The sequence below is a fragment of the Pseudomonas sp. 25 R 14 genome, from assembly GCF_900004755.1.
Classification (GTDB): domain Bacteria; phylum Pseudomonadota; class Gammaproteobacteria; order Pseudomonadales; family Pseudomonadaceae; genus Aquipseudomonas; species Aquipseudomonas brenneri.
Map to the genome: position 1 here is coordinate 202,671 of NZ_CVTS01000069.1, position 21,638 is coordinate 224,308.

Consider the following 21,638-nt stretch of genomic DNA (forward strand, 5'->3'; position numbering starts at 1 on the left):
AAAAAGGGGCTTTTCATGATCAAAGGTTACTGGTCGATGCTGTTGCTGGGCATTGTCGCGTTGGTACAGGTGCAGATGGCACAGGCAGGCGCCGTTGACGAGGCGGTGCGGCGTGGCGTGCTGAAAGTGGGGACCGATCCCAACTACGTGCCCTTTGAAATGACTGACAGGCAGGGGCGTGTCATCGGCTTTGAAGCTGATCTGCTCGAAGCCATGAGCGATGCCCTGGGGGTGACGCTGGAATGGGTGCCAGTGGCGTATACCGAACTGATCCCGGGCCTGCTGGCCGACCGGTTCGACATGATCGGTAGCGGCATGACCGTGACCCAGGAGCGCAACCTCAAGCTCAATTTCAGTGATTCATTCATCATCGTCGGCCAGACCGTTCTGCTCCACCCGCGCCTGGCCGGGAAAGTCAGCAGCATTGAGGATTTGAACGAGGCCGGCTATCGGATTGCCTCAACCGACGGCACGACGGGCGAGGCGGCGGCACGACGCTTTGTGGGCGCTGCGCAACTGCGCAGCTTTGCCACGGCGGAGGAGGGCATACGCCAGGTGGTCAGCGGCAGGATGGATGCCTTTATCCACGATGCGCCCTATAACCTGATTGCCCTGGCCAAGCCGCAAAACCACGCGCTGCTGGCCCTGGAGCAGCCCTTCACCTATGAACCCCTGGCGTTTGGCCTGAAGAAGGGCGATTACGACAGCCTGAACTGGATCAATCACTTCCTCAACCAAATTGCCCAGGATGGCACCTACGATCGGTTGCATGACAAGTGGTTCAGGGACACGGACTGGCTGTCGGAGATCGAATGATGGTCACAACTGCTTACATAACTCCAAGGTAAGCAGCCACCATGGCAAACCGTCTAATAGCGCTTTTCCCTGGATTTATGTGGGGTTTTTCTGTCATATCCGCCAACAAATCCTGGCTAGACCTTTGTGCCGATGGGCGAGTGGGTTAGCATCGCTCCCCGAAGAAATAGTGCGGCCATGCGAAGGCCTGCATCAAAATAAAATGAGTCAGGGGACTTGGTGATGAAAAAGTATCTTTCGATGCTGATGCTCGGCGTGACGGCCCTGCTGGCAGTCAATACGGCCCAGGCGGGTGCGATTGACGAAGCGGTCAAGCGCGGTACCTTGAAAGTCGGGATGGATCCGACCTACATGCCGTTCGAGATGACCAACAAACGCGGCGAAATCATTGGTTTCGAAGTCGACCTGCTCAAGGCGATGGCCAAGTCCATGGGCGTCAAGCTGGAGCTGGTCTCCACCGGTTACGACGGCATTATCCCGGCCTTCCTCACCGGCAAGTTCGACATGATCGGCAGCGGCATGACCCTGACCCAGGAACGCAACCTGCGCCTGAACTTCAGCGAACCCTTCATCGTGGTTGGCCAGACCCTGCTGATTCGCAAGGAACTGGAAGGCACCATCAAGTCCTATAAAGACCTGAATGACGAGAAGTACCGCCTGACCTCCAAACTCGGCACCACCGGCGAGATGGTGGCCAAGAAGCTGATCTCCAAGGCCAAGTACCACGGCTACGACAACGAACAGGAAGGCGTGCTTGACGTGGTCAACGGCAAGGCCGACGCCTTTGTCTACGACGCGCCGTACAACGTGGTTGCCGAGAAAAAAGTCGGCAATGGCAAGCTGGTGTACCTCGAAGAACCCTTCACCTACGAGCCTCTGGCATTCGGTCTGAAGAAGGGTGACTACGACAGCATCAACTTCATCAACAACTTCCTGCACCAGATCCGCAACGACGGCACCTACGATCGCATCCATGACAAGTGGTTCAAGAGCTCCGAGTGGCTCAAGGACATGGAATAAGGCTGTCTGAATACCGAGTCGCGCCTATCGCGAGCAAGCCCGCTCCCACATTTGGAATGTATTCCAAGGTGGGAGCGGGCTTGCTCGCGATGGCGGCCTGACAGGCGATATCAATCCCGGAACCTGCAATGAAACAGAAAAAAGCCCAATGGCCCTGGCACCTGCTGACCGTGCTGGTGCTGGTCGGCCTGGCCGGCGCGTTGTACTACGCCACCTCGCTGATGTCCTACGAATGGCGCTGGAACCGCGTGCCGCAATACTTTGCCTATCAGGCTGAAGAATCCAAGCGGGCGGCGGATATTTCCACCGTGGTCGAGTTGGTGCGCAAAGGCGACGTTGCTGAAGTTACCTTGCGCAACGACGCTGGCGCCGAGCAGCACCTGACGGTGGCCGAAAACAGCCTGCAAGTGGCCCGTGGCGACGATGTGGCCGAAGGCGATGTGATCGGCGTGACTCGGCATTGGGCGCTGGGCCCGTTGATGTGGGGCTTGTGGACCACCCTGTGGCTGTCGCTGGTCTCGGGGGTATTGGGCTTGTTCATCGGCCTGGCAACCGGCCTGTGTCGTTTGTCGAATAACCCGACCTTGCGCGATCTGTCGACGATCTACGTCGAACTGGTACGCGGCACGCCGCTATTGGTGCAGATCTTCATCTTCTATTTCTTTATCGGCACGGTGCTGAACCTGTCCCGTGAGTTTGCCGGCATCGCCGCGCTGTCGCTGTTTACCGGCGCCTATGTGGCAGAAATCGTGCGTGCCGGTGTGCAGTCGATTGCCCGTGGCCAAGGCGAAGCTGCCCGGTCCCTGGGCTTGAGCGCCAGCCAGTCGATGCGTCATGTGGTGCTGCCGCAGGCCTTCAAACGCGTGCTGCCGCCGTTGGCCGGGCAATTTATCAGCCTGGTCAAGGACACTTCGCTGGTGTCGGTGATCGCCATTACCGAGCTGCTCAAGAGCGGTCGCGAGGTCATCACCACCTCGTTCTCGCCGTTTGAAATCCTGTTCTGTGTCGCAGGCCTGTACCTGCTGATCAACCTGCCGCTGTCGAAAATGGCCAGCCGGCTTGAGCGGAGGCTCGCGCAAAGTGATTGAAGTCCGCGATCTGGTAAAAGTCTTCGATACTCGTGGGCATGTGGTCCGCGCGGTGGATCACGTCACCACCCAGGTGGCCAAGGGCGAAGTGCTGGTAGTGATCGGCCCGTCCGGTTCTGGAAAATCGACCTTCCTGCGCTGCCTCAACGGCCTGGAGGAGTTCGACTCCGGTTCGGTGAGCATCGACGGCCTGCAACTGGCCGACCCCAAGACCGATGTGAACGCCTATCGCCGGGAAGTCGGCATGGTGTTCCAGCACTTCAACCTGTTCCCCCACATGACCGTGCTGGAAAACCTGTGCCTGGCGCAGAAAGTGGTGCGCAAGCGTGGCAAGAAGGAGCGCGAGGCCAAGGCCCTGGCGTTGCTGGAGAAGGTCGGCATTGCGCAGAAAGCCAACGAGTTTCCGTCCAGGCTTTCCGGTGGCCAGCAACAGCGCGTGGCGATTGCCCGGGCGTTGGCGATGGAACCCAAGGTCATGCTGTTTGACGAGCCCACCTCGGCGCTGGACCCGGAAATGGTCGGCGAAGTGCTCGACGTCATGAAAACCCTGGCCCTGGAAGGCATGACCATGGTCTGCGTGACCCATGAAATGGGCTTTGCCCGGGAAGTGGCGGATCGGGTGCTGTTTTTCGATCACGGCAAACTGTTGGAAGATGCTGCGCCCGCGCAGTTCTTCGACTCGCCGAAGGACCCACGGGCACAGGCGTTTTTGCGCCAGGTTCTGTAAGGCACCTGGGCAGGTTCATACCTTGAACTTGCCCACGTACCGCTGAAGATCCGCTCCCAAGCGTGCCAATTCAATGCTCGCCGCCGCCGTCTGTTCACTGGCAGCGGCGGTTTGCTCCGACACGTCCCTGACTTTCAACACGCTGCGATTGATCTCCTCGGCCACCGCACTTTGCTCCTCTGCGGCGGCGGCGATCTGTGGATTCATTTCCTGGATGACCAGCACGGTACGTGCGATTTCTGTCAGGGCGTCCCCAGCGTTGCGCGTCAGGCCGACGCTGCGATCGGTCAAGGTGCGGCTGTTGTCCATGATATCCGCGACTTGTTGCGTGCCGCTGTGCAGCCCGCCAATCAGTTCTTCGATTTCCTCGGCGGACTGTTGGGTGCGCTGGGCAAGGCTGCGTACTTCGTCAGCAACCACTGCGAACCCTCGACCAGCTTCACCTGCACGTGCCGCCTCGATCGCCGCATTGAGGGCCAGCAGGTTGGTTTGCTGGGACACCGACTTGATCACCTCCAGCACACTGCCGATTTTCTGGCTTTCCCGTTGCAGGCCTAGCATTGCCTGGCTTGAGCGCGCCATTTCGTGGGCCAGATGTTCAATGTGCGCCACCGCATCCGTCACCACCTGGTCGCCCAGTTCGGTCTGCTGATTGGCCTGGTTGGCGGCAATCGAGGCCTGTTCGGCATGCCGGGCGACTTCCTGGGCGGTGGCGAGCATCTGGTTCATTGCGGTCGCCACCTGCTCGGTTTCGTCGCGCTGATTGCTGACGCCCGCCCGGGTTTGCTCGGTGACGGAGGAGAGCTCCTCGGCGGCGCTGGCGATTTGCCGGGCATTGTCACTGATGCTGCCAATCAGCCCCCACAGGTTCAGGGTCATTTGCGCCATGCTGCATTGCAACTGGCCCAGCTCATCCCGGCGCGGGGTCTGCACGTCGTGGCTCAGGTCGCCATCGGCAATGCGATTGGCCACTGCCAGTGCCCGGCGCAGTGGCTTGACGATCTGCCCGGCGATTACCCAGGCGGCCAGGGCGCCGAAGAGCAAGGCTGCACCGGTAATGGCGAGGGTCTGGGTATGGGCTTGCTCGGCCTCCCGGTCGCGGCGCTGGGTCTGGTCCTGGCTGAGCAGGTCACTTTGAGCCAGCAGTTGGTCCAACTGCTGCTCCAGCTGGTTTTGCGCGCCCTCGGTCGTAAGCTGGGTGTCCCGCAGGCGTGTCAGGTGTGTCCGGATGCTGAGTACGGCATTTCTCAATGCGCTGCTGTCCACGGGCAGCTTCTCCACGGCCGCCTGGGCAAGTTCAAGGCTGCGCTCCGCGTCGCTGACGGCCTGGGCATAGGCATCCAGGCTGCTGGCGGCCCAGGCCGGGCTCAGGGCACGGTCTTCGGCCTGTTCGATAGCCAGGCGCAGGTTTTCGACGGCATCGAGGGCTTTTTCGTCCTCCTGATCTGGCAGGTCGCTGGCCAATTGCGCCAGGACGTCACTGGTGCGCACAGAGCTTTGTTTGAGTTGCTCGCGGGCAGTTTCCCGTTGTTTGACCAGCGATGGCACATCCTTGAGTGTGGTTTTGAACTGGCCGGAAAAGCTGGCCATGCTTTGCAAGTACTGCAGAGGTTTCGCCACTTTGAGGCGGTTCGAAAGCTCGGCCAGATACCCGTCGATCTTCCCCATGGACAGGCTCAGTTTGTTGAGGCTGACCTCATCGTCAAGGGTGCGATAAACGATTCGGTCGGCCCGTAGTTCTTCGCCGGTGACCGCCAGTTGTGCGAGAACGGTCAAGGTCTGTGAACGGTAGAGCGAGGCGGCGAGGGCCTGCCAACCGGTCAGGGCAATCACAAGGCTCAGGGCCAGCACCAAGGCAAAACCCAGGACCAGTTTGAGGGTGACACTGGCGTTACCCAGCAGTTGAGTCATTCGACGAAGCATGGCCAACCTCCGGCAAGTGCGCAAAGGAGTTCAACGTGCCGGGGCGCCGACGGGCGTGGACACATTAAATCCATTTGAACGCTAGTTCCCTTGGGCGCCAGGCGTACTGATCAAGGACTGAAAAACATGTAGGAAATTTCAAAAGCTGCAAGCGGCGACCCGGACGGATCGCCGCGAAGGGCAGGCCTCAGACCCGGAAGCGGCCAACCAGCGTCTGCAGATGGGTACCCAGGCGTGCCAGTTCGGTACTGGAGGCGGCGGTCTCTTCACTGGCCGCAGCGGTCTGCTCGGACACATCACGTACGTTCAACACACTGCGGTTGATCTCCTCGGCCACGGCGCTCTGCTGCTCGGCGGCGGTCGCGATCTGCTGGTTCATCGCCTGGATCGCCGAGACCGTGCGAGTGATGTTTTCCAGGGCATGGCCAGCACGGCGGGTCAGTTCGACACTGCTGTCGGTAAGGTCCCGGCTGTTGTCCATGATGGTAGCGACCTGCTGGGTCCCGCTTTGCAGGCCGACGATCAACTCTTCGATTTCCTCGGTGGACTTCTGCGTGCGTTGCGCCAAGCTGCGTACTTCATCGGCCACCACCGCGAACCCACGTCCGGCCTCCCCGGCACGCGCCGCTTCAATGGCGGCGTTGAGGGCCAGCAGGTTGGTTTGCTGGGCCACGGACTTGATCACGTCCAGCACACTGCCGATCTTGTCGCTTTCGCGCTTGAGATGGCCCATGGCCTCGGTGGAGTTGCCGACTTCACCGGCCAGGCGTTCGATCTGGGCGATGGCTTCGCCGACCACCCTGTCACCTTCGCGGGCCTGTTGGTCGGCGGCGACGGCAGCCTCGGAGGCTTCCTCGGCATTGCGCGCCACTTCCTGCACGGTGGCGGCCATTTCGTTCATTGCGGTGGCCACCTGGTCGGTCTCGACCTTCTGGCTGTTGACCCCGGCGCTGGTCTGTTCGGTCACCGCCGACAACTCTTCGGCGGCGCTGGCGATTTGGGTCACACCGTCGCTGATCCCGCCGATCAGGTCGCGCAGGCCCATGGTCATGCTTTGCATGGCGCGCTGCAGTTGGCCCAGTTCGTCCTGGCGTTGCGACACCAGGTCGTGGGTCAGATCACCAGCGGCGACGCGCTCGGCGACCTTGAGGGTCTGGCTCAATGGGATCACGATCTGCCGGGTAATCGCCCAGGCGGCGAACAAGCCGAAAGCCAGGGCCAGGGCGGTCGCCAGGATCAGCAGTTGCTTGGCTTGTGCGGCATCGTTGTCACGGACCACGGTTTGCGAAACAGTGAGTTTCTTGCTGTGATCGAACAGCAGGTCGCCTTGTTCGGCCATGGCCTTGAGGGCCGCAGCGCTGGCCACCTGAGAGTCGCGGAACTGGCTGACAGCGGCAAGGTAGGCCTTGAGGGAGTCGCTGGCCTCTTGCAGGTTGGCGCTGTATTGCTCCGGCAGTTGACTGCGCAGGCTGTCGGCGTTCTTCAGGGCATTGGCGATGGCATCCAGGGCCGGCTGTTCGGCTTCGGCCTTGGCGCTGTAGGTGTAGCCGCGCACCTGGAAGCGTGCCTGTTGGATCAACTTGCTCAAGTCGATCACGCTGTTGAATTGGCTGACGCTGTCACCTTGCAGCAGGTTTTTTTCGATTTCAGAGACCCGTGCAACGGCGTTGTCAGCTGTGGCGCCGAGTTTGCTGCGGGCATCTTCGCGGTGGGCGCCGGCCTGGACCATGGCGCTGAAGGACTGTTTGTACTTGGCGACGGCGGCCAGTTGCTCGTCGATCATGGCGACATCGGCCGGCTGCTCGATCTGGCTGCGTGCGGTTTTCAGGCCGCTGTCGAGCTTGTCCATTAGCTCGTTGACCAGTCCCGGGCCTTGTTCGCCACGACGCATTTCATAGTCCAGGCGGGCCTGGCGCAGGTCTTTGGTCAGTTCATTTAGGCTGGAAATAAAGCCCAGTTTGTCGCCACGGCTGATCACGCCGCTCAGGCCCGTCCAGCCGGTGAACGTGATCAGGAGCGTGAGGACCAATACCAGGCCAAAGCCCATGCTCAGCTTGCGATTGACGCTTACATTTCCCAGTTTTTCAGCTAGCCAACGGTACATGCGGTGAACTCCCCTGAACAAGGCTTGGACTTATTCAAAGGCTATCGGCACGTCAACGCGATTCTGTAGGAGCGAGCAAGCTCGCTCCTACAGGAGATCTCAGTTTGGTCAGAAGAGGCGGGCCAGCAGGGCGGTGACGGCGGTTTCTACTCGCAGGATCCGCGCGCCCAGTTGCACCGGCTGCAAGCCGGCCTTGGCCAGCAAGTCCACTTCGTAGGGAATCCAGCCACCCTCGGGGCCGATGGCCAGGGTCACCGGTTCATCGAGGCCGCGTGGGCAGGGCGGGTAATCGCCGGGATGCCCAACCAGGCCAAGGGTGCCCTGGGCCAGGGCGGGCAGGCGGTCTTCGACGAAGGGTTTGAAGCGCTTTTCGATGATGATTTCGGGCAGCACGGTATCGCGCGCCTGTTCCAGGCCGAGGATCAGTTGTTCGCGAACCGCTTCAGGTTCCAGGAACGGAGTCTGCCAGAAGCTTTTTTCAACTCTGTAGCTGTTGACCAGCACTACCCGCGGTACGCCCATGGAGGCTACGGTCTGCAATACCCGGCGCAGCATTTTCGGGCGCGGCAGGGCCAGCAGCAGGGTCAGCGGCAGTTTTACCGGTGGCGGCTGGTCGAGGCTGATTTGCAACTCGGCTTCGCCGGCGTCCAGGCGTAGCAACTGGGCATTGCCCATCAGCCCGCCAATGCGCCCGACACGCAGGCTGTCGCCGACCACCGCGCGATGGACTTCCTGCATGTGCACCAGGCGCCGGTCACGCAGGATCACCCGGTCGGCCGCGATAAAGTCGGCCTCCTCCAGTAGCAGCAGGTTCACGGTTGCGTCGCTGGTGGCTGATCGTCGTCGGCGGGTTGATCATCCGGGTGCTCGCCACGCTTGCTCACCAGGCTGCCAAACAGGATGCCCACTTCAAACAGCATCCACATCGGCACGGCCAGCAGGGTTTGCGAGAAGATATCCGGCGGAGTCAGGATCATGCCGACCACAAAGCAGCCGATGATCACGTACGGGCGGATCTTGCGCAGGTATTTGACGTCGACCACGCCGATCCATACCAGCAGCACCACTGCCACCGGAATCTCGAAGGCCACGCCAAAGGCGAAGAACAGCGTCATCACGAAGTCGAGGTAGCTGGTGATGTCGGTCATCATCTCCACGCCGGCCGGGGTGGCGGCGGCGAAGAACTTGAAGATCAGTGGGAAGACCAGGAAGTAGGCGAACGCCATGCCGGTGTAGAACAGCATGATGCTCGACACCAGCAGCGGCACGGCGATGCGTTTTTCATGCTTGTACAGGCCTGGCGCGATAAAGCCCCAGATCTGGTGCAGGATCACCGGGATCGCCAAAAACAGCGAAACCATCATCGTCAGCTTGAGCGGCGTGAGGAACGGCGAGGACACGTCGGTGGCGATCATCGTCGCGCCTACCGGCAGGTACTCGCGCAGCGGCGTGGAGACGAAGGTGTAGATCTGCTGGGTGAAGGCAAACAACCCGGCGAAGATGACGAAGATCGCCGCGACACACCGCAGCAGGCGGGTGCGCAACTCGGTGAGGTGCGAGACCAGCGGCATATGCTGGTCGTTTTCCGGTTTATCAGCGCTCATGGGGCTCGCGGCGGCAATGTAGGATCGTGGGGCGCGGGCGACGCGGTGGGCGCCGGTGCCGGTTCTGTCGAGGGTGCGGCGGGCGCTGCGGGGTCAACCACTGGCGCAATGCTCTGTTCGGCCACCGGCTCAACGGGTCTCGGTGCCTGTTGCTGGGGCGAGAGGATTTTTCGCGCTTCCTGCTCCAGGGACAGAATGTGTTCGTTGTGCAACTGCCGGCGGATTTCGTCGGCGCCGATTTCCCGTTCAACTTCCTGCTTGATGGCGTTGAAACTGCGTTTCAGGCGCCCGACCCACAGGCCGGCCGTGCGTGCCGCGCCAGGCAGGCGTTCGGGGCCCAGCACCAGCAAGGCGACGAGGCCGACGAGCAGCAGTTCAGAGAAGCTGATACCAAACATTAGTCAGTGCTCACGAGTCTTTGCGGGACGGCTCTTCGACTTTCTCGGCCTGCACGTCGAAGGTGCGACGTTCAGTGATCGGCTGTGCGGCCTGCGGGTGTACAGGCTGCGCCGGTGGCACCGGGTTGGCGGTGTCGGCCGGTTTTTCGTCGTCGTTCATGGCCTTGCGAAAGCCCTTGATGGATTCGCCGACGTCAGTGCCCAGGTTTTTCAGTTTCTTGGTGCCGAACACCAGTACGACCACGACGAGAATAACAACCCAGTGTTTCCAGTCAAAAATGCCCATGCTGCACTTCCTCAAGTCAAAAAGTTATTCAGGCGGACGGGCGCGAGGCCTTTTCGGCGTGCCCGGACAAGCCGAAGCGACGGTCCAGTTCATCCAGTACGGCCTGTGGGTGCTGCCCCAGTTGGGCGAGCATGACCAGGCTATGGAACCACAAGTCGGCGGTCTCATAGATTACATCGCTGTAATCGCCGCTGATTTGCGCATCCTTGGCGGCGATGATGGTCTCGACGGATTCTTCGCCGAGTTTTTCCAGAATCTTGTTCAGGCCCTTGTGGTACAGGCTGGCGACATAAGAGCTGTCGGCGTCCGCACCTTTGCGGTCCTCCAGCACCTGGGCCACACGGTTCAGGGTATCGCTCATGTTCAATGTCCTGCCGAGTAAATAGCGTGCGGGTCTTTGAGCACCGGCTCGACGGTTTTCCATGCGCCGTTCTCGAACACGCGGTAGAAGCAGCTGTGACGGCCGGTATGGCAGGCGATGTCGCCGATCTGCTCGACCATCAGCACGATCACATCAGCGTCGCAGTCCAGGCGCATTTCATGCAGTTTTTGCACATGCCCGGACTCTTCGCCCTTGCGCCACAGTTTGCCACGGGAACGTGACCAGTAGATGGCACGCTGCTCAGCGGCAGTCAGGCTCAAGGCCTCGCGGTTCATCCAGGCCATCATCAGGATGCGCCCGGTCTTGTGGTCCTGGGCAATGGCCGGCACCAGGCCGTCGCTGTCCCATTTGATCTCGTCCAGCCAGTCTTTCATCTTCGACTCCGACAACCGTGCGCTAGCCGCTCCGGCGATGTGCAACAGTGTATAACCGCGCGGGCTATCGACGCACGACCAGATAAAGGCCTACGGCGACCATGATGCCCGCTGGCCAGTAACTCAGGTCGGTCAATGGCCCACCGGCCGCGAGTACCGCGCCACCGCCCAGGTGCGCCGCGCCGAGCAGGCGCAGGAACCAGTCGTCCTTGCGCCGGTGCCACGGCGGCGCCGGGTCCTTGGCGTGGGGCTGGGACATGCGCTCCAGCAGATCGCGGGTCATGTTGGCCAGGTGCGGCAGTTGCTCGACCTGGCTTTGCAGGTTGCCCAGCAGGGTTTTCGGGCTGACGCGTTCGCGCATCCAGCGTTCGAGGAACGGCTGCGCGGTGTTCCACAGGTCCAGGTCCGGGTACAGCTGGCGGCCCAGGCCTTCGATATTGAGCAGGGTCTTCTGCAATAGCACCAACTGCGGCTGCACTTCCATATTGAAGCGTCGCGCAGTCTGGAACAGGCGCATCAGCACCTGGCCGAAGGAAATATCTTTTAACGGTTTTTCGAAGATCGGCTCGCACACGGTGCGGATCGCCGCCTCGAATTCGTTGAGTTTGGTTTCGGCCGGCACCCAGCCCGAATCGATGTGCAACTGCGCCACGCGGCGGTAATCACGCTTGAAAAAGGCAAACAGGTTGCGCGCCAGGTAGTCCTGGTCCTCGGGCGTGAGGCTGCCGACGATGCCGCAGTCGATCGCGATGTATTGCGGGCTCCACGGGTTCACCGTGCTGACGAAGATGTTGCCGGGGTGCATGTCGGCATGGAAGAAGCTGTCGCGAAACACCTGGGTGAAGAAAATCTCCACACCGCGCTCGGCCAGCATCTTCATGTCGGTGCGCTGGTCGGCCAGGGTTGCCAGGTCCGTGACCTGCACCCCGTAGATACGCTCCATCACCAGCACTTTGGGCCGGCACCAGTCCCAATAGACCTGCGGCACGTACAGCAGCGGCGAACCCTCGAAGTTGCGCTTGAGCTGGCTGGCGTTGGCCGCCTCGCGCAACAGGTCGAGTTCGTCGTAGATGGTTTTTTCGTAGTCGGCGACCACATCCACCGGGTGCAGCAGGCGCGCATCGGCAGAGAAACGCTCGGCGGCACGGGCGAGGATGAACAGCCACGCGAGGTCCTGGCCGATGATCGGCTTGAGGCCGGGGCGGATCACCTTCACCACTACTTCTTCGCCGGTTTTCAGTTGGGCGGCGTGTACCTGGGCGACCGAGGCCGAGGCCAGGGGTTCGACATCGAAACGGCTGAACACGTCGCTGATTTTCTTGCCCAACTGCTCTTCGATCAGCCTCATCGACTGCTGGGAGTCGAACGGCGGCACGCGGTCCTGCAGCAGCATCAGCTCGTCGGCGATGTCTTCGGGCAGCAAATCGCGGCGAGTGGACAGGATCTGCCCGAACTTGATGAAGATCGGCCCCAGATCCTGCAAGGCCAGGCGCAGGCGCGCGCCACGGCTCAGGTCCAGGGTCTTGCGCGGGAACCAGCGCCACGGCAGCACATAGCGCACAGCCAGCAGAAACCACGGCAGCGGCAGGGCGAACAGCAGGTCATCGAGGCGGTAGCGGATGACGACGCGTTGGATACGAAACAGACGGCGGACGGCGAGCAGCTTCATGCGTTATCGCTTGGATCAAGGGAGCGGCTCAGACGCTCGAAGCGCGCCTCAAGCCGTTCCAGGTCAAGTTTGGCCTGGTCGAGTTCACGAAAGCGCGCTTCGGCTTCCCGTTGTCCGACAAGGGTGCGCGATTCTTCGCTCAGGTATTCGGCGAGGTTCTGGTTGAGGCTGGCGAAACCCTGCTGGTACCAGCGCGAGCGGCTGCGCAGGTGGCCGCTGATCAACTGGGTGGCCACCGGGCCGAGCCAGCGGGACAGCTCGTATTCCCAGTCCAGCTCCAGGTCTTGCAGCATGGCGGCCAGGTCCATCAGCACCGCGCTGTCGCCTTCAAGGGTGACGTCCGGACCGTGCAGGATCGAGGTCTTGTCCCGGCTCAAGGCCAGGCGCAGCAGGCTGGCCGCCGGCGCGCGCAGGGTACAGTCGGCCTCGGCAGCCCAGTGCGCTGCCAGCATAAGGCCTTCATCGCTGGGCAGGATAAACAGCTGCAAGGCCGGGCTGGTGCAATCGACGGCAATGATCTTGCCGTTCAGGTGCGCCAGCCGCGCCAGGGCGGTGCTGTCCAGGCGCAGGACACGATTGAGGCCGTGTTCGACGCTGGCGAGAAGGCCCGAGAGCAACATCAGGGCTTGATGCCGCGGTGCAGGGCAACGATGCCGGAGGTCATGTTGTGGTAGGTCACGCGGTCGAAACCGGCCTCTACCATCATCGACTTCAGGGTTTCCTGGTTGGGGTGCATGCGGATCGATTCGGCCAGGTAGCGATAGCTCTCGGCATCATTGGTGATCAGCTTGCCCATCAACGGCATGAAGGCGAACGAGTAAGTGTCGTAGACCTTGGACATCAGCGCGTTGGTCGGTTTGGAGAACTCCAGCACCAGCAGGCGACCGCCCGGCTTGAGCACGCGCAGCATCGAACGCAGCGCATCTTCCTTGTGAGTCACGTTGCGCAGGCCAAAGGCAATGGTCACGCAGTCGAAATGGTTGTCCGGGAACGGCAGTTTTTCAGCGTCGGCCTGGACGAACTCGATATTGCCCGCCACGCCCTTGTCCAGCAGGCGGTCGCGACCGACCTTGAGCATCGAGCCGTTGATGTCGGCCAATACCACCTGGCCGGTGGGGCCAACCAGCTTGGAGAACTTGGCCGCCAGGTCGCCCGTGCCACCGGCGATATCCAGCACGCGGTTGCCGGTGCGTACGCCGGACAATTCGATGGTGAAACGCTTCCACAGGCGGTGCATGCCGCCCGACAGCACGTCGTTCATCAAGTCGTACTTGGCGGCCACGGAGTGGAACACCTCAGCGACTTTTTCCGCTTTCTGGCTTTCCGGGACGTTCTTGAAGCCGAAGTGAGTGGTGGGTTCGGCATCGCTGCCTTTGCGCTGATCAGTCATATCGCTGTCACCAAAAGAGAATGCGGGACATTCTAATCCCCAAGGCATGCTTTGTCTTGGCAAGGCTGAAGGTAAGATAGGTGGCCGCCGAGACCTTTTGCCGCATGGCGGGTGAGCAGGGTGCTCAATACGTCTCTATAACGAGGAGTCATTCAAATGGCCCGCATACAGATTGAACGTGCCCACGCACTGGGTAAGGAAGCTGCCAGGGCGAAAGCCGAGAAGTTGGCACATAAACTCAAGGAACAATATGGCCTGGAACCGTCGTGGTCCGGCGATACGCTGAACCTCAAGCGCTCCGGCGTCAAAGGCACATTGAAAGTGGCCGAGGACTCTTTAAGGATCGAGGTGGAACTGGGCCTGTTGATGTCCGCCATGAGTGGCACCATCAAGTCCGAAATCGAGAAGGCCCTGGATAAGGCGCTGGCCTGATCTGCGACCGCGCGCCGCATCGAATGCAGGTCGATTGCGCAGTTCTTAGGGTGCCGATTCTAATTTTTCTCCCTACTTTGTACTCAGCCCTCAACTCCTGTGGGCAGTTCCTCCACCCTTTTATGCGTGAGGTGCACCATGGCCAAAGTTATTTTGAAGAAAAAAATCGACACCCAAGTCAGCGCCCTGAGCGACGTTAAAACCTATGCTCGCAAGATCTGGTTGGCGGGTTTGGGGGCTTACGCGAAGGTCGGCAGTGAAGGCAGCGAGTACTTCAAGGATCTTGTGAAGACTGGTCAACATGTTGAAAGTAAAGGTAAAAAAGTTGTGAATGAACAACTTGATGCTGCCAACAGTCAGATTGATTACGTTAAGAGCAATGTCTCCAGCGTCAAGGGTCGCGTCGAAGTTCAACTGGATAAAGTCGAGAAGGCTTTTGACGCGCGTGTTGCAAGTGCCTTGAATCGAATCGGCATTGCGTCTAAACATGACGTGGAGACACTCTCTGCTAAGCTCGATGAGCTAACGGCATTGCTCGAACGTGTCGCGCGTAAACACTAAGGAGACATCGGATGGCTGTTAAAAAGACTACTCAGAAAGAAGGCAGCTCTTGGGTCGGGAAAGTTGAAGAATACTCCCGCAAGATCTGGCTGGCTGGTTTAGGCGTGTACTCGAAGATCGACAGTGACGGCAGCAAACTCTTCGAGACTTTGGTTAAAGACGGCGAGAAGGCCGAGAAGTTGACCAAGAGCACAGTGGGTAAACAAGTTACTGCGGCCAAGGCAACTGCCGGTTCGCGCATCAGTGATGCGAAGAAGCAGGTGTTGGGAACTTGGGGTGAGCTTGAAGGCGCACTCGACAAGCGCCTCAACAGTGCCATTTCGCGACTGGGCGTGCCTAGCCGTACTGAAGTGAAGGCACTGCACAGCAAGGTCGATACCCTGACCAAGCAAATCGAAAAACTGACCGGCGCTAAAGTTGCCCCAGTGAAAGCAGCTGCAAAACCGGCTGCCAAGCCGGCGGCGAAGACGGCTGCTGCCAAACCTGCGGCGAAAACCGTGGCCAAGCCTCTGGTCAAGGCCGCTGCCAAACCTGCCGCTAAACCTGCGGCCAAGGCAGTTGCCAAGCCAGCGGCGAAAACCGCAGCAGCCAAACCAGCAGCCAAGAAGCCTGTAGCGGCCAAAGCGGTAGCCAAACCTGCGGCCAAGCCAGCAGCGAAACCTGCCGCCAAGCCAGCGGCCAAAACGGCTGCCGCCAAACCGGCTGCCAAGCCAGTTGCAGCCAAACCAGCTGCCAAACCGGCCGCCGCAAAGCCAGCAGCCAAACCTGCGGCAGCCAAGCCGGCTGCAAAGCCAGCGGCGAAGAAACCCGCCGTAGCCAAGAAGCCAGCAGCGCCGAAGCCAGCGGTAGCGGCCAAGCCTGCAACTCCTATAGCCGCGACCAACTCGGCCACCGCGCCGACGTCCGCCGCAGCAACCTCGACTGTAACGCCGGCAACCCCGACGCCATCCAGTCAGTCCTGATCTGTTCGGGACACAAAAATGCCCGGCCTTCAACGGTCGGGCATTTTATTGGGGCTTGAGAACAACACACACCTAATGTGGGAGCGAGCAAGCCCGCTCCCACATTTTTAGTCTGTGTCGTCCAGGTAGCGCAGAGCAAAACGCTCGGTCGCCAACCGCGCCGGCATCAGCAAGTGCGGCGCTACCAGCATCATCACTTGATACACCGCCACCCGCACCTCAGCCTCGCGATCAAGAATCCGCTGGTAATCCAGGGAAAACAGCAGGGTCATGGTGATCTGCTCCACCAATTGCCCTAGCGCCTGGGTATCGCTGACCAACTGCCCCTCGGCCTTGAGCCTGGCCAACAGCGAAGCCAGTGTGCGCTTGAGCGCAGTCAGCAGGTGACGAATCCCCTTGGCCAGCTTGGGCAGGCGCCCGGCCAGGTTCGACAGGTCCTGGAACAGGAACCGATAGTGCGCCATGCGCTCGACGATCAGGTGCAGGAACAGCCAGTAATCCTCCGGCGCCAACTGCACATTTGCCGGTGGGTCGAGCAGCGGTGCCAGCTCCCCCTGGAAACGCTCGAACAGCCCCAGCACCAGCGGCTCCTTGCCGTGGAAGTGGTAATAGAGGTTGCCGGGGCTGATCCCCATTTCATTGGCCACCTCCATGGTTGAAACATTCGGCTCGCCCTTGTGGTTGAACAACTGCAGGGCACATTCAAGGATACGGTCGCGGGTTTTCATCCAGTCTTCTTAGTGGTCAATGGGCCAGGGTGTCAGCGAACCCGCACATAGGTGCCGGGCGCCGCCTCCATCGGTGGGTAGTTCTGGTTGCCCAGGGCTGTCAGGGTCTCGCGCTGCCCCCCGGAGCGTTGCTGGATCCACGCCAGCCATTGCGGCCACCAACTGCCCTCGACGTGGCTGGCGTCGTAGTACCAGGCGCGGGGGTCGCTGCTCAGCTTGAGGTTTTCGACAAAATTGGCCTTGGGGTTGCCCGGCGGGTTGAGGATGCTCTGGATATGCCCGCTGTTGGACAGTACGAAGCGTTTGTCGCCGCCCAGCAGCAAGGTCGAGCGGTAGACCGCGTCCCACGGCGTGATGTGATCGTTGATCCCGGCCACGCTGAAACTGTCGACCGTGACTTTCTGCAGGTCGATGGGGGTGCCGCACACCTCCAGGCCGCCGGGATGGCTCAGGGGGTTGTGCTTGAAGAAGTCCAGCAGGTCGCCGTGCAAGGCCGCCGGCAAACGGGTGTTGTCATTGTTCCAGTACAGGATGTCGAACGCTGGCGGCTCCTTGCCCAGCAGGTAGTTGTTGATCCAGTAGTTCCAGATCAGGTCATTGGGGCGCATCCAGGCGAAGACCTTGGCCATGTCCCGGCCATCCAGCACCCCTTGTTGGTAGGAGCGGCGCTTGGCTGCCTCCAGGGTCTGCTCGTCGGCAAACAGCATGGCGGGGCTGTCGATCTGGCTGTCCAGCAGGCTCACCAGGTAAGTGGCACTGGCCACGCGGCGTTGCTGGCGCTTGGCTTGCAGATGGCCTTGCAGGGCGGCGATGGTCAGGCCGCCAGCGCAGGCGCCCATCAGGTTCACTTCGCGGGCGCCGGTAATCGCCCGGCAGATATTCAGCGCTTCTTCCAGCGCCGCCACATAGGTGGACAGGCCCCACTCGCGATGACGCACGTCCGGGTTGCGCCAACTGACCATAAACACTTGCAGGCCGTTCTTCAGGGCGTACTGCACGAAGCTATTGGTCGGGCTCAAATCGAAAATGTAGTACTTGTTGATTTGCGGCGGCACCACCAGCAGCGGCTTGGCGTACTGTTTTTCGCTCATGGGCTTGTACTGGATCAGCTCCAGCAGTTCATTGCGAAACACCACCGAACCGGGGGTGGTGGCGACGGTCTTGCCGACTTCGAAGGCTTGCTTGGTGACCTGGCGCGGCAGGCCATTGTTGTGCAGCAGGTCGTCGAACAGGTTGCTCACACCGCGCACCACGCTGTTGCCGCCGGAATTGAGCAACTCCTTGATCGCCAGCGGGTTGAGCAGGGTATTGGACGGTGACACCGCATCGTTGAGCAACGAGAAGGCAAAGTGCACACGGGCGCGGTCGTCGTCGCTCAGGTTGCTGTCGTCAATCCAGTGCTTGGTCTGTTTCTGCCAGCTCAAATAGGCTTGCAGGCTGCGTCGGTACAGCGGGTTGAGTTTCCAGGTGGGGTCGGCGAAGCGGCTGTCGTGGGGGTTGGGTTCGTGCACGGTCTCACCCAGCAGCACCCGCCCCAGTTGCCCGCCCAGCGCCAGGGCATGGCGGGCGCTGTGCAGCGGGTTGCGCAGCCCATGGGCGGCGACGCTGCGTAGGGTCGATAGCAGGTCCCGGCCGCGCAGGCCGGTGATTGCACTTTGTGCATTGATGAACGCGGCGGGGGTCGGTGCCGGGATCTTCACGGGTCTGTCACGCATGAGCCAACACTCCTTCGTCAATTCACAAGCAAGCACACAAGTTCAGAACCATAGTCGGTTCTGGCCAAGTTGCGCGTAGGGGCCGTCCTGACCCGGTACTGCTCAGGTGCTGCTATAGGGGGCCGGCTGCGGATGGATCACCGCGCGCAAGCGTTCTTCCTGGAGAAACTTCATGATGATCGGCGCGACTGCTTCGGCCCGGGTGATCAGGAACAGGTGGCCATCGTCGATGATGTGCAACTGTGCGTTGGGAATACGCCAGGCCAGCATGCGCATGTTGACCAGCGGGATCAGCGGGTCGTCGTCGCCGGCCAGCACCAGGGTCGGCTGCTTGATCTTGTGCAGCCAATGAATGCTGGTCCAGCCAAGCCCGGCGAACAGTTGCCAGTAGTAACCCAGCTTGCCCGCCGAGCGCACTTTGCTCGCGTGTTCGGCGGCCAGCTTCGAATCCCGGCGGAACGAGCCGCCATAAATCATTGGCGCGATGCGCACCACGTGGGACGGTTGGATGTAGCGCCGGGGGCTGGCCATAAGCCACAACACTTTTGGCTTGCCCGGCACCATGAAGGCACCGGCAGCGGTGGCGGCCAGGATCAACTTCTTGCAGCGCTCCGGGTAGTCGTAGGCAAACTGCTGCGCCAGGGCGCCGCCCCAGGAAACTCCCACGGCATTGACCTGGCCATAGTCCAGGTAATCGAGCATGCGCGCGGTGAGTTTGGCCAGGCCGGGAAAACGATAGGGCCGGCTGGGCGTCGAGGAACCACCGACACCCGGCACGTCAAAGGCAATCACTTCCAGGTCTGGGTCCAGGGCCTGGACGAACGGAAACACCAGCTCAAGGTTGGCGCCAATGCCGTTGAAAATCAGCAGCGGCGTCAAGTGAGACTTGCCCGGTCGTACCGCCGTGCGGATGGTCTGGCCATCCAGGTCGATGGTTCGGAAGATGAACGGTTGCGGCATGCTCTAGCCCTGTGAAGTGTTACAGCTGGAATGCGGTCAATGTAGGAGCTGGCTTGCCTGCGATAGCGGTGGGTCAGTCAGTACATGTGTTGGCTGACCCACCGCTATCGCAGGCAAGCCAGCTCCCACATTTGATTCCATTTCAATCACAAAAAAGTGTATGCGTTATCTTTCGTGAACGTATGTACCCGGTGCAGCCTCTGCGGATGCGTAAGTCTTGTTACCCAAGCTCGTAGGCGCTTTCTTCAGCTTGCCCGAGCGCTCCCCCATCCAGCCCTGCCAGTGCAGCCACCATGAGTCGGTATGTTTGGTGGCATTTTCCTGCCAGTCCAAGGCTTTCTCGCCCATGCTCTCGCTGGTCTGGTAGCGCGCCTTCGGGTTGCCGGGCGGGTTGAGGATGCTCTGGATATGCCCGCTGCTGGACAGCACGAACTCAACCTTGCCGCCAAACAGTTGCGCCGACTTGTAGCAGGACTGCCACGGTGTGATGTGGTCGTTGGTGCCCGCCAGGGAGTAGATATCTGCCGTCACCTGCTTGAGGTCGATCGGTGTGCCGCACACTTCCAGGGCGCCTGCGCGCACCAGCGGGTTGTTCTTGAACAGCTCGATCAGGTCGCCGTGGAATGCCGCCGGCAAGCGCGTGGTGTCGTTGTTCCAGAACAGGATGTCGAACACCGGCGGTTCGTTGCCCAGCAGGTAGTTGTTGACCCAGTAGTTCCAGATCAGGTCATTGGGGCGCATCCAGGCGAAGACCTTGGCCATGTCCCGGCCTTCCAGTACGCCGGCCTGATAGGAGTGGCGCTTGGCCGCTTCCAGGGTCTGCTCGTCGACGAACAGTGCCACCTGGGTGTCGAGGGTGGTGTCCAGCACGCTCACCAGCAAGGTCAGGGCGTTGACCTTCTTCTCGCCCAGCGCCGCATAGTGGCCCAGCAGCGCAGTGCAGGTGATGCCGCCCGAGCAGGCGCCGAGCATGTTGATGTCCTTGCTGCCGGTAATGGCGGTCACCACATCGACCGCCTCTTTCAGCGCCTCGATATAGGTCGACAGGCCCCATTCGCGCTGGGCCTTGGTGGGGTTGCGCCAACTGACAATAAAGGTCTGCTGGTTGTTGCGCAGGCAGAAACGCGCCAGGCTCTTGTCCGGGCTCAGGTCGAATACATAAAACTTGTTGATCTGCGGGGGGACCACCAGCAGTGGGCGTTCGTGAACTTGTTCAGTAATCGGCTTGTACTGGATCAACTCCAACACGTCGTTGCGAAACACCACCGCCCCTTCGCTGGTGCCCAGGCTCTTGCCCACTTCAAAGGCGCCCATATTGACCTGGCTCGGCATGCCGCCGTTGTGCACCAGGTCCTTGGCCAGGTGCGAGAGGCCATCGAGCAGGCTCTTGCCTCCGGTTTCGAAGAAGCGTTTGACGGCGGCCGGGTTGGCGGCGCTGTTGGTCGGCGCCATGGCCTCGGTCATCAGGTTGATGACGAAGTGCCCGCGGCTGATGTCCTGTTCCGACAGGTTGCTGTCACCGATCCAGTCGTGCAGCTCCTTGCGCCATGCCAGATAGGTTTGCAGGTAGCGTTTGTAAAGCGGGTTCTGGCTCCAGGCCGGGTCGTTGAAGCGACGGTCATCGCTTTCAGGGGCAAGCTCGGATTTGCCGAATACCACATTCTTCAATTCGACGCCAAAGTGGGCGACGTGCTTGACGCTGTGCAGTGGTTGCTTGATGGCCTGGGTCAGCACCATCCGCGCAGAAGCCAATAAATCCTTTTTGCGTAACGCGATGATCGGGTTCAGCCCCAGGGTGTTTTCCGAGGCCTGGCGTTTCAAGTCATCGTTATTCTTGTTACTCATCTACGACGCTCCATTGTCCGAAAGACGAGTACCGGGTACCGCTGTGCACCCATTTATCGATGCACAACTCAAGCCTGGTACTGCTGCTCGGGTGACCGTTGATACCGCATCGTCAAATGCAGGGAACTTGCCAAGCTCATTGGTTACCCGAGTTTAATTTTTTTCGCAAGCGGACCAATCGTTGGTCACACGACAGAGCATTCAAGCAGAGGAAATTAGAAAATGCTTACTAATGAGCAGGAAGCCTGAGCTAGAGCATCAGCTTGACAATCGACTGACTCGGATCGCGGGTTTTTCCGGCGGCCTTGAGCTCGGCAAGATAATCGGCCCACAGCGCGTCCTGACGTACGGCGAGTTGGTAGAGGTAGTCCCAGGTGAACAGTCCGCTGTCATGACCGTCGTCGAAGGTCAATTTCAGTGCATATTGCCCGGCGGGTTCGATCTTGATCAGGCCAACATTGAGCTTGCCGTATTGCAGGATCGGATTGCCGTGGCCCTGGACCTCGGCGGAGGGCGAGTGCACCCGTAGCAGTTCAGCGCTCAGGTGATAGACCTCGTCCGGCCCGTAGGTCAGCGAGAGGGTCTTGGAGGCTTTGTGCAGGTTGATGGCGGTGGGCATTTTAGACATTGGGGGAACCGCTCATGGATGATCCT

Annotated in this window: 23 protein-coding genes; 7 read left to right on the top strand and 16 right to left on the bottom strand. The window is 60.7% G+C overall.

The features are described 5' to 3' along the window. Positions 1–15: 15 nt before the first annotated feature. The 4 genes from BFQ03_RS28525 to BFQ03_RS28540 all read left to right on the top strand — a co-directional run bounded on the left by BFQ03_RS28525 (position 16) and on the right by BFQ03_RS28540 (position 3,651). Positions 16–816 (top strand): transporter substrate-binding domain-containing protein, encoded by an 801-nt coding sequence (locus BFQ03_RS28525; protein ID WP_032862247.1) that lies wholly within the window; start codon positions 16–18, stop codon positions 814–816. Between the two features lie 222 nt (positions 817–1,038). Then, positions 1,039–1,836: a transporter substrate-binding domain-containing protein gene (locus tag BFQ03_RS28530; protein WP_032862246.1), complete on the top strand. Its 798-nt coding sequence runs from the start codon at positions 1,039–1,041 to the stop codon at positions 1,834–1,836. A gap of 128 nt (positions 1,837–1,964) precedes the next feature. Then, complete coding sequence (locus tag BFQ03_RS28535; protein ID WP_032862245.1) at positions 1,965–2,924, top strand: amino acid ABC transporter permease; 960 nt, start codon at positions 1,965–1,967, stop codon at positions 2,922–2,924. Then, entirely contained in the window at positions 2,917–3,651 is a 735-nt protein-coding gene (locus BFQ03_RS28540; RefSeq protein WP_029295984.1) for an amino acid ABC transporter ATP-binding protein, read from the top strand. The genes BFQ03_RS28535 and BFQ03_RS28540 overlap by 8 nt, the downstream gene beginning before the upstream one ends. Positions 3,652–3,666: 15 nt before the next feature. Here BFQ03_RS28540 and BFQ03_RS28545 read toward each other — a convergent pair whose 3' ends face one another. The 11 genes from BFQ03_RS28545 to ubiE all read right to left on the bottom strand — a co-directional run bounded on the left by BFQ03_RS28545 (position 3,667) and on the right by ubiE (position 13,781). Then, the gene (locus BFQ03_RS28545; RefSeq protein WP_065944529.1) at positions 3,667–5,574 is read right to left on the bottom strand and encodes a methyl-accepting chemotaxis protein; all 1,908 of its coding nucleotides are present in this window, start codon (positions 5,572–5,574) and stop codon (positions 3,667–3,669) included. 187 nt (positions 5,575–5,761) lie between these two features. Beyond that, positions 5,762–7,678, bottom strand: coding sequence for a methyl-accepting chemotaxis protein (locus BFQ03_RS28550; protein ID WP_032862243.1), 1,917 nt, complete (start codon positions 7,676–7,678; stop codon positions 5,762–5,764). Between the two features lie 108 nt (positions 7,679–7,786). Next, the gene (locus BFQ03_RS28555; RefSeq protein ID WP_065944530.1) at positions 7,787–8,494 is read right to left on the bottom strand and encodes a 16S rRNA (uracil(1498)-N(3))-methyltransferase; all 708 of its coding nucleotides are present in this window, start codon (positions 8,492–8,494) and stop codon (positions 7,787–7,789) included. After that, a complete protein-coding gene (gene tatC, locus BFQ03_RS28560) occupies positions 8,491–9,282 on the bottom strand; it encodes a twin-arginine translocase subunit TatC (RefSeq protein WP_032862241.1) in 792 nt (263 codons plus the stop codon). The genes BFQ03_RS28555 and tatC overlap by 4 nt, the downstream gene beginning before the upstream one ends. Next, positions 9,279–9,680, bottom strand: a complete 402-nt coding sequence (gene tatB, locus BFQ03_RS28565; protein ID WP_065944531.1) for a Sec-independent protein translocase protein TatB — start codon at positions 9,678–9,680, stop codon at positions 9,279–9,281. Before tatB ends, tatC begins: the two co-directional genes overlap by 4 nt. A gap of 10 nt (positions 9,681–9,690) precedes the next feature. Further along, the gene (locus BFQ03_RS28570) at positions 9,691–9,966 is read right to left on the bottom strand and encodes a twin-arginine translocase TatA/TatE family subunit (protein ID WP_032862239.1); all 276 of its coding nucleotides are present in this window, start codon (positions 9,964–9,966) and stop codon (positions 9,691–9,693) included. A gap of 28 nt (positions 9,967–9,994) precedes the next feature. Further along, complete coding sequence (locus BFQ03_RS28575; protein WP_003187881.1) at positions 9,995–10,327, bottom strand: phosphoribosyl-ATP diphosphatase; 333 nt, start codon at positions 10,325–10,327, stop codon at positions 9,995–9,997. Between the two features lie 2 nt (positions 10,328–10,329). Continuing rightward, positions 10,330–10,722, bottom strand: a complete 393-nt coding sequence (gene hisI, locus BFQ03_RS28580; RefSeq protein WP_029296001.1) for a phosphoribosyl-AMP cyclohydrolase — start codon at positions 10,720–10,722, stop codon at positions 10,330–10,332. Between the two features lie 64 nt (positions 10,723–10,786). Next, entirely contained in the window at positions 10,787–12,391 is a 1,605-nt protein-coding gene (gene ubiB / locus BFQ03_RS28585) for a ubiquinone biosynthesis regulatory protein kinase UbiB (RefSeq protein ID WP_032862238.1), read from the bottom strand. Beyond that, positions 12,388–13,011: a ubiquinone biosynthesis accessory factor UbiJ gene (locus BFQ03_RS28590; RefSeq protein WP_032862237.1), complete on the bottom strand. Its 624-nt coding sequence runs from the start codon at positions 13,009–13,011 to the stop codon at positions 12,388–12,390. The genes ubiB and BFQ03_RS28590 overlap by 4 nt, the downstream gene beginning before the upstream one ends. Further along, positions 13,011–13,781 carry a bifunctional demethylmenaquinone methyltransferase/2-methoxy-6-polyprenyl-1,4-benzoquinol methylase UbiE gene (gene ubiE / locus BFQ03_RS28595; RefSeq protein WP_003209306.1) on the bottom strand — a complete coding sequence of 257 codons (771 nt, stop codon included), beginning with the start codon at positions 13,779–13,781 and terminating at the stop codon, positions 13,011–13,013. The genes BFQ03_RS28590 and ubiE overlap by 1 nt, the downstream gene beginning before the upstream one ends. A 156-nt stretch (positions 13,782–13,937) precedes the next feature. Here ubiE and BFQ03_RS28600 point away from each other — a divergent pair, with 156 nt between their 5' ends. The 3 genes from BFQ03_RS28600 (at position 13,938) to BFQ03_RS28610 (ending at position 15,736) form a co-directional block, all read left to right on the top strand. Then, positions 13,938–14,213 carry a polyhydroxyalkanoic acid system family protein gene (locus BFQ03_RS28600; protein ID WP_032862236.1) on the top strand — a complete coding sequence of 92 codons (276 nt, stop codon included), beginning with the start codon at positions 13,938–13,940 and terminating at the stop codon, positions 14,211–14,213. Positions 14,214–14,351: 138 nt separating this feature from the next. Continuing rightward, on the top strand, positions 14,352–14,774 hold the full coding sequence (locus BFQ03_RS28605) for a phasin family protein (protein WP_065944532.1): 423 nt from the start codon (positions 14,352–14,354) through the stop codon (positions 14,772–14,774). Between the two features lie 11 nt (positions 14,775–14,785). Further along, positions 14,786–15,736 (top strand): phasin family protein, encoded by a 951-nt coding sequence (locus BFQ03_RS28610; RefSeq protein ID WP_032862234.1) that lies wholly within the window; start codon positions 14,786–14,788, stop codon positions 15,734–15,736. A 107-nt stretch (positions 15,737–15,843) separates the two neighbouring features. On the opposite strand, the gene BFQ03_RS28615 is transcribed toward BFQ03_RS28610, so the two are convergent. From BFQ03_RS28615 to BFQ03_RS28635, 5 genes are all read right to left on the bottom strand, one after another. Beyond that, positions 15,844–16,464, bottom strand: coding sequence for a TetR/AcrR family transcriptional regulator (locus tag BFQ03_RS28615; RefSeq protein WP_032862232.1), 621 nt, complete (start codon positions 16,462–16,464; stop codon positions 15,844–15,846). A gap of 32 nt (positions 16,465–16,496) precedes the next feature. Further along, positions 16,497–18,179, bottom strand: coding sequence for a class II poly(R)-hydroxyalkanoic acid synthase (gene phaC / locus BFQ03_RS28620; RefSeq protein WP_065944533.1), 1,683 nt, complete (start codon positions 18,177–18,179; stop codon positions 16,497–16,499). A 102-nt stretch (positions 18,180–18,281) separates the two neighbouring features. Beyond that, positions 18,282–19,139, bottom strand: a complete 858-nt coding sequence (gene phaZ, locus BFQ03_RS28625; RefSeq protein WP_032862228.1) for a poly(3-hydroxyalkanoate) depolymerase — start codon at positions 19,137–19,139, stop codon at positions 18,282–18,284. Between the two features lie 165 nt (positions 19,140–19,304). Further along, complete coding sequence (gene phaC, locus BFQ03_RS28630) at positions 19,305–20,984, bottom strand: class II poly(R)-hydroxyalkanoic acid synthase (RefSeq protein WP_032862226.1); 1,680 nt, start codon at positions 20,982–20,984, stop codon at positions 19,305–19,307. A gap of 250 nt (positions 20,985–21,234) precedes the next feature. Further along, positions 21,235–21,612: a gamma-butyrobetaine hydroxylase family protein gene (locus tag BFQ03_RS28635; protein ID WP_032862225.1), complete on the bottom strand. Its 378-nt coding sequence runs from the start codon at positions 21,610–21,612 to the stop codon at positions 21,235–21,237. Positions 21,613–21,638: the final 26 nt, after the last annotated feature.

Bases quoted from the DNA above. Each gene is read 5' to 3' on its own strand.
- BFQ03_RS28525 (WP_032862247.1), top strand. From the start codon at position 16: ATGATCAAAGGTTACTGGTCGATGCTGTTGCTGGGCATTGTCGCGTTG.
- BFQ03_RS28530 (WP_032862246.1), top strand. From the start codon at position 1,039: ATGAAAAAGTATCTTTCGATGCTGATGCTCGGCGTGACGGCCCTGCTG.
- BFQ03_RS28535 (WP_032862245.1), top strand. From the start codon at position 1,965: ATGAAACAGAAAAAAGCCCAATGGCCCTGGCACCTGCTGACCGTGCTG.
- BFQ03_RS28545 (WP_065944529.1), bottom strand. From the start codon at position 5,574: ATGCTTCGTCGAATGACTCAACTGCTGGGTAACGCCAGTGTCACCCTC.
- BFQ03_RS28550 (WP_032862243.1), bottom strand. From the start codon at position 7,678: ATGTACCGTTGGCTAGCTGAAAAACTGGGAAATGTAAGCGTCAATCGC.
- tatC (WP_032862241.1), bottom strand. From the start codon at position 9,282: ATGAGCGCTGATAAACCGGAAAACGACCAGCATATGCCGCTGGTCTCG.
- tatB (WP_065944531.1), bottom strand. From the start codon at position 9,680: ATGTTTGGTATCAGCTTCTCTGAACTGCTGCTCGTCGGCCTCGTCGCC.
- BFQ03_RS28570 (WP_032862239.1), bottom strand. From the start codon at position 9,966: ATGGGCATTTTTGACTGGAAACACTGGGTTGTTATTCTCGTCGTGGTC.
- BFQ03_RS28575 (WP_003187881.1), bottom strand. From the start codon at position 10,327: ATGAGCGATACCCTGAACCGTGTGGCCCAGGTGCTGGAGGACCGCAAA.
- hisI (WP_029296001.1), bottom strand. From the start codon at position 10,722: ATGAAAGACTGGCTGGACGAGATCAAATGGGACAGCGACGGCCTGGTG.
- ubiB (WP_032862238.1), bottom strand. From the start codon at position 12,391: ATGAAGCTGCTCGCCGTCCGCCGTCTGTTTCGTATCCAACGCGTCGTC.
- BFQ03_RS28590 (WP_032862237.1), bottom strand. From the start codon at position 13,011: ATGTTGCTCTCGGGCCTTCTCGCCAGCGTCGAACACGGCCTCAATCGT.
- ubiE (WP_003209306.1), bottom strand. From the start codon at position 13,781: ATGACTGATCAGCGCAAAGGCAGCGATGCCGAACCCACCACTCACTTC.
- BFQ03_RS28600 (WP_032862236.1), top strand. From the start codon at position 13,938: ATGGCCCGCATACAGATTGAACGTGCCCACGCACTGGGTAAGGAAGCT.
- BFQ03_RS28605 (WP_065944532.1), top strand. From the start codon at position 14,352: ATGGCCAAAGTTATTTTGAAGAAAAAAATCGACACCCAAGTCAGCGCC.
- BFQ03_RS28610 (WP_032862234.1), top strand. From the start codon at position 14,786: ATGGCTGTTAAAAAGACTACTCAGAAAGAAGGCAGCTCTTGGGTCGGG.
- BFQ03_RS28615 (WP_032862232.1), bottom strand. From the start codon at position 16,464: ATGAAAACCCGCGACCGTATCCTTGAATGTGCCCTGCAGTTGTTCAAC.
- phaC (WP_065944533.1), bottom strand. From the start codon at position 18,179: ATGCGTGACAGACCCGTGAAGATCCCGGCACCGACCCCCGCCGCGTTC.
- phaZ (WP_032862228.1), bottom strand. From the start codon at position 19,139: ATGCCGCAACCGTTCATCTTCCGAACCATCGACCTGGATGGCCAGACC.
- phaC (WP_032862226.1), bottom strand. From the start codon at position 20,984: ATGAGTAACAAGAATAACGATGACTTGAAACGCCAGGCCTCGGAAAAC.
- BFQ03_RS28635 (WP_032862225.1), bottom strand. From the start codon at position 21,612: ATGTCTAAAATGCCCACCGCCATCAACCTGCACAAAGCCTCCAAGACC.